Genomic DNA, 15,278 nt, shown 5'->3' with positions numbered 1-15,278 from the left:
GCTAGCCGATCAGGATCTGCGTCGGGTGCTCCAGGAGCTGGCGCAGGACCTTGAGGAAGGTCGCGCCGACCGCGCCGTCAACGACGCGGTGATCGCAGGAGAGCGTCATGCTCAGGCGGCGGCCCGGCACGATCTGCTCGCCGCGCACGACGGGCTCGCGACGCACCTGGCCCACGGCGAGGATCGCTCCCTCGGGCGGGTTGATGACGGCGCCGAAGTTGTCGATCCCGTACATGCCGAGGTTCGAGATCGAGAACGTGCCGTTCGCCATCTCCTCGGGCCGCAGCTTCTTCGCCTTGGCTCGCCCGGCGAGCTCGCGCACCTCGGCCGCGATGTCGAGCACCTGCTTGCGATCGACGTCGCGCACCACCGGCGTGACGAGGCCCTCGGGGACGGCGACCGCGACCGAGATGTCGACGCGCTGGTGAACGAGGATCGCGTCCGGGGTGAACTGCGCGTTGCACTCCGGGACGCGCACGAGCGCGATGGCGCACGCCTTGACGAGGAGATCGTTGAAGCTGACCTTGGCCGGCTTCTCCCCCTCGGCGGCGGTCGCCGCGAGATCCGCGTTGATCTGCTCGCGGAGCGCGTTCAGCGGATCGGCGTCGACGTCGATCGAGAGGTAGAAGTGCGGGACCGTCTGCTTGGACTCGGTGAGGCGCCGGGCGATCGCCTTGCGCATCATGCTGAGCGGCCGCACCTCCGGCGCAGCGAGCTCGCCGGGGGCGGTCGCCCTGGCCGCGGCGGCCGGCGCCGGCTTCAGCCCCTCGAGGTCGCGCGCGACGATGCGCCCGCGCGGACCGCTGCCGGCGACGCTGCTGAGGTCGAGCCCGCGCTCTCGGCCGAGCTTCCGCACGTAGGGCGACGCCTTGACGCGCCCGTTCGACGACGGCTGCGGCGCGGCCGGCTGCGTGGGCGGCGAGACCGCCTCGCCGCGCGCGGCGGGCGGCGGGCTCGTCACGGGCGCGTCGCCGCCGGCCGGCTTGGGCTGAGCCTCCGCCGCGCTCGGCTTCGCCGCGGCGGCGCCGCCGCTCCCGCCGGCGAGGGCGCTTACGTCCTCGCCCGGGGTGCCGATGATCGCGACAGGCTGGCCGAGCTGAACCACGCTGCCCGCAGGCACGAGGATCTTGAGCAACGTCCCTCGATCGAAGGACTTGTACTCCATGGTCGCCTTGTCGGTCTCGACCTCTGCGAGCAGATCGTCGATGTCGATCGCGTCGCCTTCCTTCTTGTGCCAGGCACTGATCTGCCCCTCCTCCATGGTCGGGGACAGCTTCGGAAGTTCCAGAACCTTCGCCATGGGTCTATCAACCTTGATCGGGGATGTGGGTCCGCTCAGTCAGCTTTTGTAGAGAACGCGGTGAACATTTTCGATGATCCGCGACGCCTGCGGGATCACGTACTGCTCCAGCCGCGCGTTGTAGGGCATCGGGACGTCGAGCGTCGTCGCGCGCAGCACGGGCGCGTCCAGCTCGTCGAACGCGAGCCGCTGGATGCGATCGGCGATCTCCGCGCCGACGCCGCCGTACGGCCAGCCTTCGTGCGCCACGACCGCGCGGTGCGTCTTCGTGACGCTCTGCACGATCGTCTCCTCGTCGAGCGGGCGCAGCGATCGCAGGTCCACGATCTCCGCGCTGATGCCCTCCTTCTCCAGCTCCACCGCCGCCTCGAGCGCGACGTGCACCATCCGGCTCCACGCGATGATCGACACGTCGGTCCCCTCGCGCACGATCGAGGCGACCCCGAGCGGCACGATGAAATCCGGGTCGTCGGGCACCTCGCCCTTCACGCCGTAGAGCGTCTCGCTCTCCATGAAGAGCACCGGGTTGTCGTCCCGGATCGCCGACTTGAGGAGGCCCTTCGCGTCCGCCGGCATCGCGGGCGCGAGGACCTTGAGGCCGGGGACGTGCGCGTAGAAGTGCTCCATCGAGTGTGAGTGCTGCGAGCCGACCTGCTTCGCCGAGCCGTTCGGCGCCCGCAGCACGAGCGGGATGGTGAGCTGCCCGCCGGACATCTGCCGGAGCTTCGCCGCGTTGTTGAGGATCTGGTCGAACGCCACGGCGGAGAAGTTCCACGTCATGTACTCGACGATCGGCCGGAGCCCGACCATCGCCGCGCCGATCGAGATGCCCGTGAACCCGCTCTCGGTGATGGGCGCGTCGATCACGCGCCTGCTCCCGAACTTGTCGAGCATCCCCTCGGTCACCTTGTAGGCGCCCTGGTAGTGCCCGACCTCCTCGCCGACGAGGTACACCCGCTCGTCGCGCTCCATTTCCTCGATCATGGCGGCGCGAACCGCCTCACGGAATCTTAGGACGGTCATCGCGCAAAAGGTCCTGCATAGGTTGTGGGCTCGAGCACCTCGGGCCCGGGTTCGGGGCTCTCCTCGGCGAAGCGGATCGCGTCGGTGATCTCGTCTTCGACCTCTCTCTCGATCGCCTCGAGGGCGGCCTTGTGGCCCTTCTCCTCGAGCTCGACGCGAGAGCGAAGGAGCACGTCCTTCTTCTTGCGCTCCTCGAGCTCCTCCTTCGTCCGGTACTTGCCGGGATCGCTCATCGAGTGGCCCCGGAAGCGGTACGTCCTGATCTCGACCAGCGTCGGCTCCGACTGCGTGCGCGCCCGCGCGACGGCCTCGGCGAGGCGATCGCGCACCTGGAGGACGTGCTCGGAGTTGAAGCGATCGCGCTCCATCCCGTAGGCGAGCGCCTTCAGCGAGACGTCCTCGACCGAGAGCGTCCGGGAGAGCGGCGTCCCCATCGCGTACTCGTTGTTCTCGCAGACGAACACGATCGGCAGCTTCCACAGCGCCGCGAGCGACATCCCTTCGTGGAAGTCGCCGATGCTCACCGCGCCCTCGCCGAAGAACACCATCGAGACCCGGTCCTCGCCGCGGTACTTCGACGCGAACGCGGTCCCGACGGCGATGGGGATGTGCCCGCCGACGATGCCGTAGCCGCCGAGCATGTTGTGCTCCTTGTCGAAGAAGTGCATCGAGCCGCCGAGCCCCTTCGAGCACCCGGTGACCTTGCCGTAGAGCTCGGCCATCGCGGCGCGCGAGCTCATCCCGCGGGCGAGCGCGAGCCCGTGATCGCGGTAGGTGGTCATCACGTAGTCGTCGGGGCGGAGCGCCGCGGAAGCACCGACGGCGATGGGCTCCTGACCGATGTACAGGTGAAGGAACCCGCCGATCTTGCTCTGCGCGTACGCGCGGGCCGCTTCTTCCTCGAAGCGGCGTATCTGAAACATCTTTCGGTAGAGCGACAGATGGAGATCGTCGCCGTTTGTCAGGGTAGTCATCGCGGAGATCTCAAGGGGCAGAACAGCAATTCAGACAGTCGCTAGCGCAGCGATCGGCGTGTTTCCAGGGCGCCTCTCCGGGGCCTGCGACGGACCCGGCGAGGCGCTTGACGTCGGCCGTGCAGGACAGCGACGGTGCTTACTCGGGCTCCTTTACGGGAGTTTTTTCCGCGTGACAACGCATCCGCGATGTCACGCGTTCAACGCGCAGCAGCATCGGCGCCACCGGCGTCCTGCGCGCCGGGCTCTGTGGTCTCTGGCACGCCGAGGTCGTCGGTCTCCGGTGTTCCGGCGTCCGCGCCTTGCTCGTCCTCGGGGAGCGCGGTCGGCGCGGGCGATGTCGTGGCGCTGCCCGGCGCGCTCGCGCTGGGCTCCGCGGCGCTGGGCTCCGCGGCGCTGGGCTCCGCGGCGCTGGGCTCCGCGCTGACCGTCGTGCGCGCTGTGGTGTCGGTGGGGTCGTGCTTCGGGCGCGCAGGCCGCGTCGACGGCGCAGGGCGCGGTCGCGGCGGCGCGGCGGCCGACGAGGCGATCGGCGCTGCTCCGACGGCGGGCTCCTCGGCGGGCGCGTCTGCAGATCGCAGCGCGGTGTGGAGGAGCAGCGCGGCCGTGGCCACGACCACGGCCGCGCCCACGGCGATCTGCCCCGCCTTCCGCTCGCGGGGAGGGAACTCGGCGTCGAGCGGATCCGCGCGCACCACCGCTGGCTCGGCGGGCGGCGCCGGCGTCGCCGTGACGGCGCTGTCCAGCATCCGCCTCGGCATCTGGCTGGATGCGGCCCACTCGAGGCTGCTCGCGAACGCGGCGCCGAACTCGTCGCAGCTCGTGTACCTGTCCTCGGGTCGCTTCGACAGCGCGCGCGCGAGCACCAGATCGAGCGACGGAGGGAGGCCGAGCGCCTTCGCGATCGGCGGCGGCTCGTCGGTCGCGATCTTCGAGGCGACCGTGACCGCGTCGTCGCCCGGGAACGCGCGGCTCCCGGAGATCGCCTCGTACATGACGGCGGCGAGCGAGAACTGATCGCTCTCGGGCGAGAACTTGCCGACGCGGAACGTCTCCGGCGCGCTGTACGCGGGCGTCCCCATGAGCCCTCCCTGGTGCGTCAGCGTCGAGTCCGGGATCCGCGCGATGCCGAAGTCGGCGATCTTGCCGCCGTTCGCGGACAGGATGATGTTCTCCGGCTTGATGTCGCGGTGGACGATGCCTGCCCGGTGCGCGATCGTGAGGGCCTCGCCGAGCTCGCACGCGAGGCGCGCCGCCTGCGGCGCCGAGAGCGGCCGCTCGAGGAGGTGCTGCTTGAGCGTCGGCCCCTCGACGTACTCGAAGACGAGGTAGAGCCCGAAGTCCGGGTCCTCGCCGACGTCGTGGAGCGTGACGAGGTTCGGGTGGGTCACCCGGGCGGCGGCGCGCGCTTCGTGGCGCATCCTCACGATGAGCTGCTCGCGGACGTCGCGCGGGATGCGCAGGTCGTCGCGCAGGTGCTTCAGCGCGACGTCGCGATCGAGCAGCGGGTCGTGCGCGAGCAGCACGCGCCCCATCGCCCCCTCGCCGAGGAGGCGCTGCACGTGGTAGCGGCCGAGGGCGGCGGGCAGCACGGCGCTATCGCTCGGCTGTGCGAGCGCGCCGCCGCCGTCGGAGGACGAGGATCGAGGCACGTCGCGTCGGTTCTATCCGTCCGGAGGCCCCGGCGGAAGGCCTGGCCGGCGTCTCGCTTCCGGTTATGCTCTGCCGCAGCGCGCCCCGGGTCCACGAGCGGCGCTCGCGGTTCTGCGGAGGCGGTTCCCGCAGAGCCCTTCCGGCGTGCGGCATCCCAGAGAGGGCGCAGCGAGCACAGATGAGCACCGAGAGCGCGTCGAAGCCGGTCCAGGTCGCCGGAGCTACGAAGAAGCGAGGCAAGGTCAAGTACATCGTGCTCGTCGGCCTCGTGCTCATCATCGTCCTCGCCCAGCAGACGGGGCTCCTCGGCTTCGGCGTGGCGCACCTCCGCGCCGCGACCTTCCCGAGAGACGAGTCGCTGCTCGAATATGTCCAAGGCAACGTCCCCGGCGTTGTGATCGTCGACCCTCACCAGATCGACCTGCAGGCGCTCGGCGCGGAGGGGGGCGCGGTGCGGCTGCACATCGAGCGCACCCGTGACGACATCAAGAAGGCGACGGGCATCGATCTCGGGTTCGACGTCGACAAGCTGCTCGTCGCCCCGTCGCTCGTGGTCGCGCGCGGGCGTTTCAACGAGCAGAAGCTCGCGGAGCGCCTGGCGACGCACAGCTACGTCCAGGCAGAGTACAAAGGCGTGAAGTACCTGCTCCGCGCCGGCGAGGACGCCATCGCCGTGCGCGACGGGTCGATCCTGCTGTATGGCGCCGAGCCGGAGATCCGCGCGAGCATCGACGCCGAGGAGGCCGGGACGTCGCTGGCGAGCCGGGAGGAGGCGACGTCGCGCCTCGCGCACATCGGGTGGGATCGTCCCCTCCTGGGCGTCGCCCTTCTTTCCGAGAGCAAGCCGAGCCTCCGCGCGATCCTCACCGGCTCCACGGGCCCGCGCGCCGTCACCGTCGGCGTCTCGACGAAGGGCGGGCTCTCGGCGACCGTCGCGATCGACGCCGCGTCGGCCGACGCGGCCGAAGAGCTCCGGAAGCTCCTCGAGGAGAAGCGCGCGAACGTCGATGCGCTGAAGGCGCTCGTCGGCCCGGAGCCCGGGGCGGCGCTCGCCGAGATCGCGAAGCGCGCGACCCTCGCCGTGGAGCCGGGCGCCGGCCGGCTGACGGTGCAGGTGGAGGTGCGCCCCGAGGAGCTCGAGCTGCTCGCGAAGGCCGGCCACGCGGCGGCAGGCTCGCTCGGGGATATGTACAAAAATGTGCGGCTGCTTCAGCTCCTCGCGCCGGGCCCGTGAGGCCGTCGTCCGAGCGGAAGGCGCGCTCGGCCCGTACCGAGGTGGGCACAGCTGTGCGCGACGGCAGCACCGCTCCTGTCGAGCTGGAGCGGCCGGCGGTGCGTCCCTGGTCGAGGCTCAGAGCTCGGCGCAGCGCGGGCACCGCGCCTCGACCCGGTCCGTCGCGCTCTTGACCCGGGCGCGCGCGGAATCGCACCGCTGGTCCGCATCACCGGCGAGCCCGCAGAGGTGCTGCGCGGCGCGGCTCATGGATGCGAGCGCGCGGCACGCGGTCTCGCACGGCGGCGCGGACGTCGGCTCGGCCTCGAGCTTCTTGGGCGGGGCCTCGCCGCCGGCGGCCGTCGCCCGCGGCGACGGCGCGGCGCGGCTGTCGGGTACGCTCGGGCTCGGCGGTGAAGCCGCCGGCGGCGGCGCTCCCGGCTGCGCCGCTTCCGCCACGGCCCGGTCCTCGTCGCGCTGCGCGGGCGCGCCGATCGCCTGATCGAGCTCGTCCTCCGCGCGCTCGAGCTCCGCGAGCGCATCCTCGGCCGTCTCGACGGCGCTCCCCTTGTGCGGCGCCATCGAGGTCGCACCGGCGGGCTCCGGCGCCACCGGGGCTTGCGCGACGGAGGCGCCGCCGCAGCCAGAGAGCGCGGCGGCGCTGATCGACAGGGCGGCGGCGGCAGACCAGGCACGGTGTCTGTTCATCGGTCCTCCTGCGCCTGACGCCCGGCGCCCGGCTTTCGGCTCATCGCGGCGCCGCGGACCGCGACCGCGCGCCGAGATCTTGTGTGCGGCGCGGCGAGGTTGACCCCCTCGCCGTGCGCTATGCTCGCGGCGATGAATCTGCTTCGACCGATCGGCGCCCTCGTTCTGGCTCTCGGACTGGTCGCAGGCTGTCAGCGAGGCAGCTCGCGCCGGCCTGCGTCTCAGCCGTCGTACGGCCAGGCCTATCCTCCGTACGGCGCGCCCCAGCAGGGTGCTCCTCCACAGCAGCCCGGGTACCCGCAGCAACCCGGATACCCGCAGCAGCCCGGGTACCCGCCGGCGCAGACCGGGCCTGTGCCGGCGCCTACCTTCAACGTGCCCACGATGCCGGGGCTGCCGGTGCTCGGCGATCCCATCAACGACATCAACGTCAGCTGGCTCCAGTCCGAGGCCGGCGTCGTCATGGGCGCGTTGATCGGCGCGCTGCCGGCGGCCTCGCAGCAGAAGGTGAGGGGCATCCCGTTCATCGCCGATCCGACGGTGGGCGAGGTGAACGCGTTCGCCGGCTGCGACGACCAGCGGATGCCGTTCATGGCGATCACCGACGGGCTGCTCGAGGTCGAGGCGCAGATCGCGCAGTTCAAGGCGACCGACGAGGTCTTCGGGACGAGGAAGCTCGACGAGTTCCTGCGGATGCTCGCGCAGCGGCAGCGGCCTGGGCAGCCGATCGTCCGGCCGCCGGCGGGCTTCATCGATCCGGTGCAGCACACGGACGCGCGCAAGGTCGAGCGGCAGCGCCAGCTCTACCACGAGCAGCTCGCGTTCGTCCTCGGCCACGAGCTCGGCCACCATCACCTCGGGCACACGGGCTGCGCGAACGGGCAGGGGGGGAGCCGGGGCGTCACGCCCGCGGATCTCGGGCGGATGCTGTCGCGCACGCTCCCCATCTTCAACCAGCCGAACGAGATCGCGGCGGACGTGGCGGGCGTGAACAACCTGCTCGCCGCTGGCGCGCGGCAGCAGGGGTACCGCTGGACCGAGGGCGGCGCGATGCTCACGCTCGGCTTCTTCGCGTCGCTCGATCAGCTCACGCCCGCCACGATCCTGTTTGCCTTCGAGCAGACGCACCCGCACCCGCTGCTGCGGCAGCCCGTCGTCCAGCAGACCGCCAACACCTGGCGGATGACCGGCGGCGCGCCCGTGTTCACGTTCCCTGGTTTCGGCGGCTGAGCCCACGATTCCCCGAGCGTCTTTGCGCTCGCGGGCGCTCGCCCGGAGGGCTCATCTGCTGCTTCGGCTTGACGCGACCGTGCAGCGCTCCTCCCATCGCGCCGAAAGGAGTCGACCATGCAAGCAGAGCTCGGGATCGAGGACCTCAAGGAAGGCACAGGCGCGGAGGCGAAGCACGGCCAGCTCGTGACGGTGCACTACGTCGGCACGCTGACCAGCGGCGACAAGTTCGACAGCTCGCGCGACCGCGGCCAGGGATTCTCGTTCAAGCTGGGGGCCGGCCAGGTGATCAAGGGATGGGATCAGGGGGTCGCCGGCATGAAGATCGGCGGCCTCCGCAAGCTGACGATCCCGCCGGAGCTCGGCTACGGCGCTCGCGGCTTCCCGCCCGTGATCCCGCCGAACTCGACCCTCGTCTTCGAGGTCGAGCTGCTCGCAGTCAAGTGATCTGCCGCGTCGGCCCCGCGGCGCCGGTCGCTGCTCGCGACCGGCGCGCAGGCCGACGCCGCCGGCGCGCACGTCGATGCCGACGCGGCCGACCCGAGCGCGCCAGCGGCGCGGCTCACGGCTTGATGGGGGCGCCACACTCGACGCAGAACCGGTTGCCGATGAAGAGCTCGTGCTTGCAGTGCGCGCACCGCGCGACCCGCACCTCGGTCGCGCGCTTCGCGGGCTTCGATGGCGGGGCTTCCTTCACCGGAGGCCTCGCCGCCGCCGTCACCGCGGCGTAGCGACCGGAGCCAGCGGCGGCCCGCGAGCGCCGATCCGTGAACGGCGCGGCGGCCATGCGCGCCACCGCGCCCGGCGCGCCGTGGGCCTGGCTCCGCAGGCCGCTGTCCGCGATGGAGTGGACCTGCTGCGCCGCGATCTCGAGATCGACCTCGTCGACCGGGAGCTGTCCCTCGTGGACCGCCGCGGGCGGAACCGTCTCGCCGAACTCATCGACGTGGAGGGGCCGGGTGTCATCGAGCTCGGCGCTGTTCGGTTGCCGCTCGTCCTGCGCGTCGAGCTGGATGCGGACGATCAGCGCCGAGATGTTGTCGGTCCCGCCCGCCTCGTTGGCCATCTCGATGAGGAGCTCGCACGCCTCGTGCGGATCCTGGGTGACGTCGAACACATCGAGCATCTGCTGCTCCGAGATCATCCCGCTCAACCCGTCCGAGCAGAGCAGGAAGACGTCGCCGGGCTGGGTGGGCTCCGAGCGGATGTCGACCTTCACGGCGTCCTTCATGCCGAGCGCGCGCGTGATGATGTTCTTCGGGAGCCTCGCCAGCTCGTCCTGGCTCAGGTCGGGCTTGAGCGCGAGGGCGTCGTTGATGAGCGAGTGGTCCTTCGTGAGCTGCTCGATCTCGCCGTGTCGGATCCGGTAGCAGCGGCTGTCGCCGACGTGCCCGACGTGGATCTGCTCCGTTTCGCACGACACGTAGGCGGCGACCACCGTCGAGCCCATGCCCTGGTGCTGGGTGTACGTGTTCGAGATGACGAACACATCGTGGTTCGCCTTACGGATCGCCGCGACGACGCGCCGTGCTTCCGGATCGAGCTCCTGTTCGTCGGCCGGGACGGGGCCTGGCAAGCTGCCGGCGCGGGTCGCCTCGAAGAAGTTGTCGAGCGATTTGGTCGCGAGCGCGCTGGCGACGTTGCCCGCGTTGTGCCCGCCCATGCCGTCCGCCACGACGAAGAGGCCGAGATCGGACTTCACGAGGACGTTGTCCTCGTTGTGCTTTCGCTGGCGACCTACGTCGGTCACGGCAGCCGCGACGGGTCGGGTGCGGCTGCTCGTCCTGAACTCGCCCATTCGCGGCAGATTATACCTGCCCCTCGCTGTGGACCGCCCACATTCCGGCTGCTTTAGCGGCGGGCTGCTCCCTGGGAGCCGGTCGCTTGAGCGGCGATCCTCGGTGACGTACCGGCCGAGGCCGCCGGTGGTCGCGTGCCCCGGGGTAGGGGATCCAGCGCGAGGCGCACACCGAACTGGAAGAATCCGTACGCCGCGGGGTCGGAACCCTCGTCAGGGCGGGAGAGGTAGGCGCCGGCGTCGAGCTCCGCGAACACGCCGACGCCAAGGATCGGGGCCGGGTAGAAGTCGGCGCCCAGCGCGACGCGGGCGACATCGAGACCGTGGAACACACGATCGGTCGCTGTCGAGCCGGCCGCCGAGGCCTCCGGCGATGTGAAGACCGTTCGCCGGTACCCCACGCCGTAGCTGATCCAGGGGTCGACCGCGATCCCCTGGGCGACGTGGTAGACGAACCCCAGACCCAGATCGAGGCTTCGGCCGGAGCAGTCGCTGCAGCCTGCCGCTGCCGAGAGCAGGGTGTAGGAGCCGCTTGCTTCCAGGACGGTCACGCGGCTCAAGCCGATGCCGAGGTTGGCGCCGAAGGCGAAGCCGCCCGAGACCGTGTCGGTGACCGGTTGGCCGGCGGCCATGCCGCCGAAGGGCAGGCTGTACCCGGCCCGGCCCTGGAGCAGGAGGTGTCCGCTTCGCTCGTCGGGCCCGGCGGGGCGCTTCACCCCGGCTTCCGGCCCGGCCTCCTCTTCTTCTTCCTCGGCCGCGGCCGTCGTCTGATCTGCGGGCTGGGCGAGGGCCTGGTTGGCCGAGAGCACCCAGCCCGCTGCCGCCACGCCGAGCGCCGGCGCGGTCCACCTTGTCGAGCGCGATCTCACGAACGGCCTCTAGAACAGCGCGGTCCAGAGCGCAAAGGGGGGCGCGTTCCGACGAGAAGGAATGTCGCCCGGGCGACGCAACTGCGCCTCGCGTGCCGACGACAAACCTCATGGACATGGATGACGCACAGATCCGCAGCGACCACGACAGCCCTTCCAGACCCCTCACCTCGGCGCACGGCGACATGGCGGCGTCCGCGCCGCTCGCGGCGCCGGCCGCGCCCCTCGCAGCCCTGCCGGGAGCGCTCGTCGGAGCGCCCGGCGGTCGACCGGACCCGGGCGCGCGCGGCGGTGAGCCCTCCTCGCTCCGGGACGTCACCGTGGAGATCGCGGACGATAGCGACGTGCTCGCCACGGTGTGGCTCCGCTGCGAGCATCCCGGCAGCGGCGCTCCGGTGCGCATCGCCGTCGCGCCGGGGGCCGAGCTCATCCTGGGCAGCGCTCCGGCTGCGGACGTGAGGCTCGACGATGCCGCGGTGAGCGCCCGGCACTGCCGCGTCGCGCACCGCGGCGCATCGATCGAGGTGACGGACCTCGGCTCTCGCAACGGCGTTCGCGTCGGTGGCGTCCGCGTGCGGCAGGCGATGCTCGTCCCTGGCGGCTGCTTCGAGATCGGTCGCACGGCGATGTGCGTCGAGGCGGCCCGAAAAGTGCCGGTGATCGAGGAGGATGGGCCGCCGCTCCCCGGGCTCATCGGCCGTTCGCGGCCCATGCGGCAGCTCGCCGCGGCGGTGAGGCGGGTGGCGCCGCTCCAGCTCCCCGTGCTGCTGCGCGGCGAGTCGGGCACGGGCAAGGACCTCGTGGCCCGGGCGATCCATGCGGAGAGCGCCAGGGCCGACCGGCCGTTCGTGGTCCTGAACGCCGCCACGATCCTGCGGGAGCTCGCCGAGTCCGAGCTGTTCGGCCATCGTCGGGGCGCGTTCACCGGCGCGGTTCGGGAGCGTCAGGGCGCGTTCGTCGAGGCCAACCATGGAACGCTCTTCCTCGACGAGATCGCGGCGCTCTCGCTGGAGGTCCAGGCGAAGCTGCTGCGCGTCGTGGAGGAGGGGACGGTCCGCCCGCTGGGCGCGGAGAGGGCGACGCAGGTCAACGTGCGGCTCGTCGTCGCGACCTGCGAGCCCCTGGAGACCCTCGTCAGCGAGCGTCGCTTCCGCGCGGATCTCTACGAGCGCCTGGCGGTGTGCCGTCTTCAGCTCCCCGCGCTGCGGGAGCGGCCGGACGACATCCCGCTCCTGGCGGAGCACCTCCTGGCGAGCTCCGAGATTGGTCGGCGCCAGCTGTCCCCCGGGGCGCTCGCCGCGCTGAGGGCGCACCGCTGGCAAGGCAACGTCCGGGAGCTGCGGAACGTGCTCATTCAAGCCGCGCTGCGCGCGCATGGCCGTGTCCTGCCCGAGCACATCACGGCGGTCATCGCCGATCGCGAGCCCCCGGTCCGCCGGAAGATCACGCCCGCCGATGCGCTCCGCGCCTTCGAGGAGGTGGGCGGCAACGTCAGCGCCGCGGCGCGGCTCGCGGATGTGCCGCGGTCGACGATGCGGGATCTGCTGCGCGTCGCGAAGGAGAGGTGAGGGCGGCGGTCGGAGTCCTAGCTGGGGCGCTTTCCCGGGAGCTCGCGCCGAGGGGAGGGTCTGCGCGGCGGCCGCGGGTGGGCGCTCGCCATCCGCCAAGACGGGGACGGGGGAGCTTGCGCATGAAACACCACCCGGCATGTCTCCCTTCGGGCCATGCCACCTGGGACGTTTCGTCGCGCGCCACACAAGGCGCGCCTGAGACGTGGAGACTGCAGGGACCTTATGGCACCTCGGTCGGTGCTGGATCGCGCCCACCCGCGGCCGCCGCGCAGACCCTCCCCTCGGCGCTACGGGCGTGGATGCGGGGGCGGCGGGTCTCGCATGCCGCGATCGATCGCGGGCGTCTCCACGCCTCAGCGCGCGGGCGCCGTGCACCCATGGCGGCGAGGGCGAGCACGAAGAGCGCGGCCAGCGTCCGGGGCGAGGGGGGAGGGGCGCCGGGAGCAGCGAGGGCGCAGCCGCTGGTGTCGTGGTGGTACTTGTCGGGCGGCGCATCGACGCATCGATGCGTCGGGTCGCACACCTTACCGTCCACGCAATCGCGGACCGAGTCGCAGCGGGTCAGGCACTGTCCTGTGGCCTTGTCGCACGCATACGAGGCGCAGGTCTTCGGCTCGCCGGCCACGCACACGCCGCCCTCGCAGTGGTCGTCCGCCGTGCACGGGTCGCCATCGCTGTCGCAGCTCGCACCATCGTCCTTCGCTGGGTTGTCGCACGCCCCCGTCGACGGATCGCAGCTGCCCTGCTTGTGGCACGCATCGGGCGGCGGGCAAATGACCGGGCTGCCCACGCAGACCTCGCTCTGGCACTCGTCGTCCAGGGTGCAGAGGTTGCCGTCATCGCAGCTGGCGCCCTCGTCCTTCGCTGGGTTGTCGCACGCCCCCGTCGACGGATCGCAGCTGCCCTGCTTGTGGCATGCATCGGGCGGCGGGCAAATGACCGGGCTGCCCACGCAGACCTCGCTCTGGCACTCGTCGTCCAGGGTGCAGAGGTTGCCGTCATCGCAGCTGGCGCCCTCGTCCTTCGCCGGGTTGTCGCACATCCCCGTCAACCGATCGCAGCTGCCCTGCCTGTGGCACGCATCGGGCGGCGGGCAGAGGACCTCGTCGAGTCCCGTGCAGATCCCGACCTGGCACGCGTCGCGCCGGGTACAGAGGTTGTCGTCATCGCAGGTGGCGCCCTCGTCTTTGGGCGTCTCCGGCGAGCAGCTCCCCGTCCTCGTGTTGCACACGCCCGGCTCGTGGCAGCCGTCGGATGCCGTGCAGACCACGGGGTTCGTGCCCTGGCAGGCGCCGTCGTGGCAAACGTCGTGCTGGGTGCAGTCGTTGCCGTCGTCGCAGGCGACGTCGTCGACCGGCTCGCAGGTGCCCAGGATCCGGGCGCCGGTGGGGAGGAGGGTGATGTCGGTGGTGACCGCGCAGGCGTCGCAGGGGCCGCCGTCGCAGGCCGCGTCGCAGCAGACGCCGTCGACGCAGAAGCCGCTCCGGCAGTCGGCTGCCCAGCGGCACAGCGTGCCATTGGGAAGGAGCTCATACAGCTCGGCGGTGGCCAGCGGGATCCCACCCGCACCGGCCCCGCCGATCACGAGCACCGTCCCATCGTCGAGCAAGAGCCCCGCGGGCTCGCGCCTGGGCGTCCTCAACGAGCGGACCTCGTGCCAGACGTTCTCCGCCGGGTCGTAGAGCTCCACGCTTGCCAGCGGGCCGCCGGCGTCGGCGCCGCCCGCGACCAGCACCCGTCCATCTGCCAGCTCCGAGGCCACATGGCCCGTGCGCGCATGGCGCATGGACGCCGCAGGCGAAAAGGACATGGTCTCCGGATCGAAGAGCTCTGCCCGCGCAAGGACGCCATCGCTGCTTGCGCCTCCGGCGATCAGGACCTGACCCCTCCCCAGAGGTGTGAGACGTGTGGCCGTATGGCCGGTGCGAGCGTCGTTCATCCCCAAGGGAACCGGTTCCCATTGGTCGGCGATCGGATCGTACAGCTCTGCGTCTCTGAGAGCGCCAACGTCTCCCCAGCCTCCGGCAGCCAGCACCTGTCCGCTCGGCAGCAGGGTCGCGGTGAACTGCCAGCGGGCCCTGTGCATGGCGCCGTTGCAGGGAATCCATTCGGCGGTGCTCGGGTCGTACCGCTCGACATCGCGGAGCGCGCCGCCGATGCCCCAACCCCCGGCGACCAGCACCTGCTCGTTGTTGAGCCAAACCGCAGCGTGGTCGGTGCGGGCGCGGTTCATTGCGCGGGTGAGCCGCCAGGTTTCCCTCGTCGGGTCGTACAGCTCCGCGCTCGCGAGAGGACCCTCAGCGCCGATGCCGCCCGCGACGAGCACCTGGTCGTTCGTCAGCAGCGTCGCGGTGTGATGATGACGGGCGCTGTTCATCGTGGCGGCCGGGAGCCAGGTTCGGCTCGCTGGATCGTACTGTTCCACGCTCGCCTCGTAGCCGGCGTTGCTGAGCCCCCCGGCGACCAGCGCGCGCTGGTCGGGCAGCGGCGTCACGGTGGGATGGACCCGGCCGGTGCGCATCGACGCCGCGGTCGCCCAGCGCCCAGCCGGGTCGTACAGCTCCGCGCTGGGGCCGCCGGAATCGTTGCCGCCCGTGACGAGCACCTGCCCGTTCGGCAGCAGCGTCGCGGTGCGAAGATAGCGGACGGTGCCCATCGAGCCGGCGGGCAGCCACGTTCCCGTCGACGGGTCGTACAGCTCCGCTCTCGCGTTATGGCCGCCCGCGACCAGCACCTGCCCATTCGGCAGCAGCGTCGCGGTGTGACCAGCGCGGTCGGTGCCCATCGAGCCGGCGGGCTGCCACGTTCGCGTCGACGGCTCGTACAGCTCCGCGCTCGCGGCAGAAACACCGGAGGCGTAGCCGCCCGCGACCAGCACCTGCCCGTTCGGCAGCAGCGTCGCGGTGTGATAATGGCGGTCGGTGCCCATCGAGCCGGCG

General features: G+C 71.5%; 12 protein-coding genes. 4 read left to right on the top strand and 8 right to left on the bottom strand.

The window, feature by feature from the left end; all coding sequences use genetic code 11:
• Position 1: 1 nt before the first annotated feature.
• The 4 genes from WMF44_RS20700 to WMF44_RS20685 form a co-directional block, all read right to left on the bottom strand.
• Positions 2-1,300, bottom strand: a complete 1,299-nt coding sequence (locus tag WMF44_RS20700) for a pyruvate dehydrogenase complex dihydrolipoamide acetyltransferase (protein ID WP_437300836.1) — start codon at positions 1,298-1,300, stop codon at positions 2-4.
• Positions 1,301-1,339: 39 nt separating this feature from the next.
• Positions 1,340-2,323, bottom strand: a complete 984-nt coding sequence (locus WMF44_RS20695; protein WP_437300835.1) for a pyruvate dehydrogenase complex E1 component subunit beta — start codon at positions 2,321-2,323, stop codon at positions 1,340-1,342.
• Entirely contained in the window at positions 2,320-3,297 is a 978-nt protein-coding gene (gene pdhA, locus WMF44_RS20690; protein WP_437300834.1) for a pyruvate dehydrogenase (acetyl-transferring) E1 component subunit alpha, read from the bottom strand. Before pdhA ends, WMF44_RS20695 begins: the two co-directional genes overlap by 4 nt.
• A gap of 200 nt (positions 3,298-3,497) precedes the next feature.
• Complete coding sequence (locus WMF44_RS20685; RefSeq protein WP_437300833.1) at positions 3,498-4,949, bottom strand: protein kinase domain-containing protein; 1,452 nt, start codon at positions 4,947-4,949, stop codon at positions 3,498-3,500.
• A gap of 179 nt (positions 4,950-5,128) precedes the next feature.
• On the opposite strand from WMF44_RS20685, the gene WMF44_RS20680 reads away from it, so the two are divergent.
• Positions 5,129-6,184: a hypothetical protein gene (locus tag WMF44_RS20680; RefSeq protein ID WP_437300832.1), complete on the top strand. Its 1,056-nt coding sequence runs from the start codon at positions 5,129-5,131 to the stop codon at positions 6,182-6,184.
• A 117-nt stretch (positions 6,185-6,301) separates the two neighbouring features.
• On the opposite strand, the gene WMF44_RS20675 is transcribed toward WMF44_RS20680, so the two are convergent.
• Positions 6,302-6,871, bottom strand: coding sequence for a hypothetical protein (locus WMF44_RS20675; RefSeq protein ID WP_437300831.1), 570 nt, complete (start codon positions 6,869-6,871; stop codon positions 6,302-6,304).
• A 132-nt stretch (positions 6,872-7,003) separates the two neighbouring features.
• Between WMF44_RS20675 and WMF44_RS20670 the strand changes: the two genes are divergently transcribed.
• Together WMF44_RS20670 and WMF44_RS20665 are read left to right on the top strand one after the other, a co-directional pair.
• Positions 7,004-8,101: a M48 family metalloprotease gene (locus WMF44_RS20670; RefSeq protein WP_437300830.1), complete on the top strand. Its 1,098-nt coding sequence runs from the start codon at positions 7,004-7,006 to the stop codon at positions 8,099-8,101.
• A 117-nt stretch (positions 8,102-8,218) separates the two neighbouring features.
• On the top strand, positions 8,219-8,548 hold the full coding sequence (locus tag WMF44_RS20665; protein ID WP_437300829.1) for an FKBP-type peptidyl-prolyl cis-trans isomerase: 330 nt from the start codon (positions 8,219-8,221) through the stop codon (positions 8,546-8,548).
• Between the two features lie 115 nt (positions 8,549-8,663).
• On the opposite strand, the gene WMF44_RS20660 is transcribed toward WMF44_RS20665, so the two are convergent.
• Positions 8,664-9,899 (bottom strand): Stp1/IreP family PP2C-type Ser/Thr phosphatase, encoded by a 1,236-nt coding sequence (locus tag WMF44_RS20660; RefSeq protein ID WP_437300828.1) that lies wholly within the window; start codon positions 9,897-9,899, stop codon positions 8,664-8,666.
• Positions 9,900-9,952: 53 nt separating this feature from the next.
• Complete coding sequence (locus WMF44_RS20655) at positions 9,953-10,768, bottom strand: hypothetical protein (RefSeq protein ID WP_437300827.1); 816 nt, start codon at positions 10,766-10,768, stop codon at positions 9,953-9,955.
• Positions 10,769-10,884: 116 nt separating this feature from the next.
• Here WMF44_RS20655 and WMF44_RS20650 point away from each other — a divergent pair, with 116 nt between their 5' ends.
• Positions 10,885-12,336, top strand: coding sequence for a sigma 54-interacting transcriptional regulator (locus WMF44_RS20650; protein WP_437300826.1), 1,452 nt, complete (start codon positions 10,885-10,887; stop codon positions 12,334-12,336).
• Positions 12,337-12,559: 223 nt separating this feature from the next.
• Here WMF44_RS20650 and WMF44_RS20645 read toward each other — a convergent pair whose 3' ends face one another.
• Positions 12,560-15,268, bottom strand: a complete 2,709-nt coding sequence (locus WMF44_RS20645) for a Kelch repeat-containing protein (protein ID WP_437301584.1) — start codon at positions 15,266-15,268, stop codon at positions 12,560-12,562.
• Positions 15,269-15,278: the final 10 nt, after the last annotated feature.

The sequence above is a fragment of the Sorangium sp. So ce426 genome, from assembly GCF_051475585.1.
Lineage (GTDB): Bacteria > Myxococcota_A > Polyangia > Polyangiales > Polyangiaceae > Sorangium > Sorangium cellulosum_B.
The sequence above is the reverse complement of the archived record's forward strand: the minus strand, read 5'-3'. Positions and strand labels throughout refer to the sequence as shown.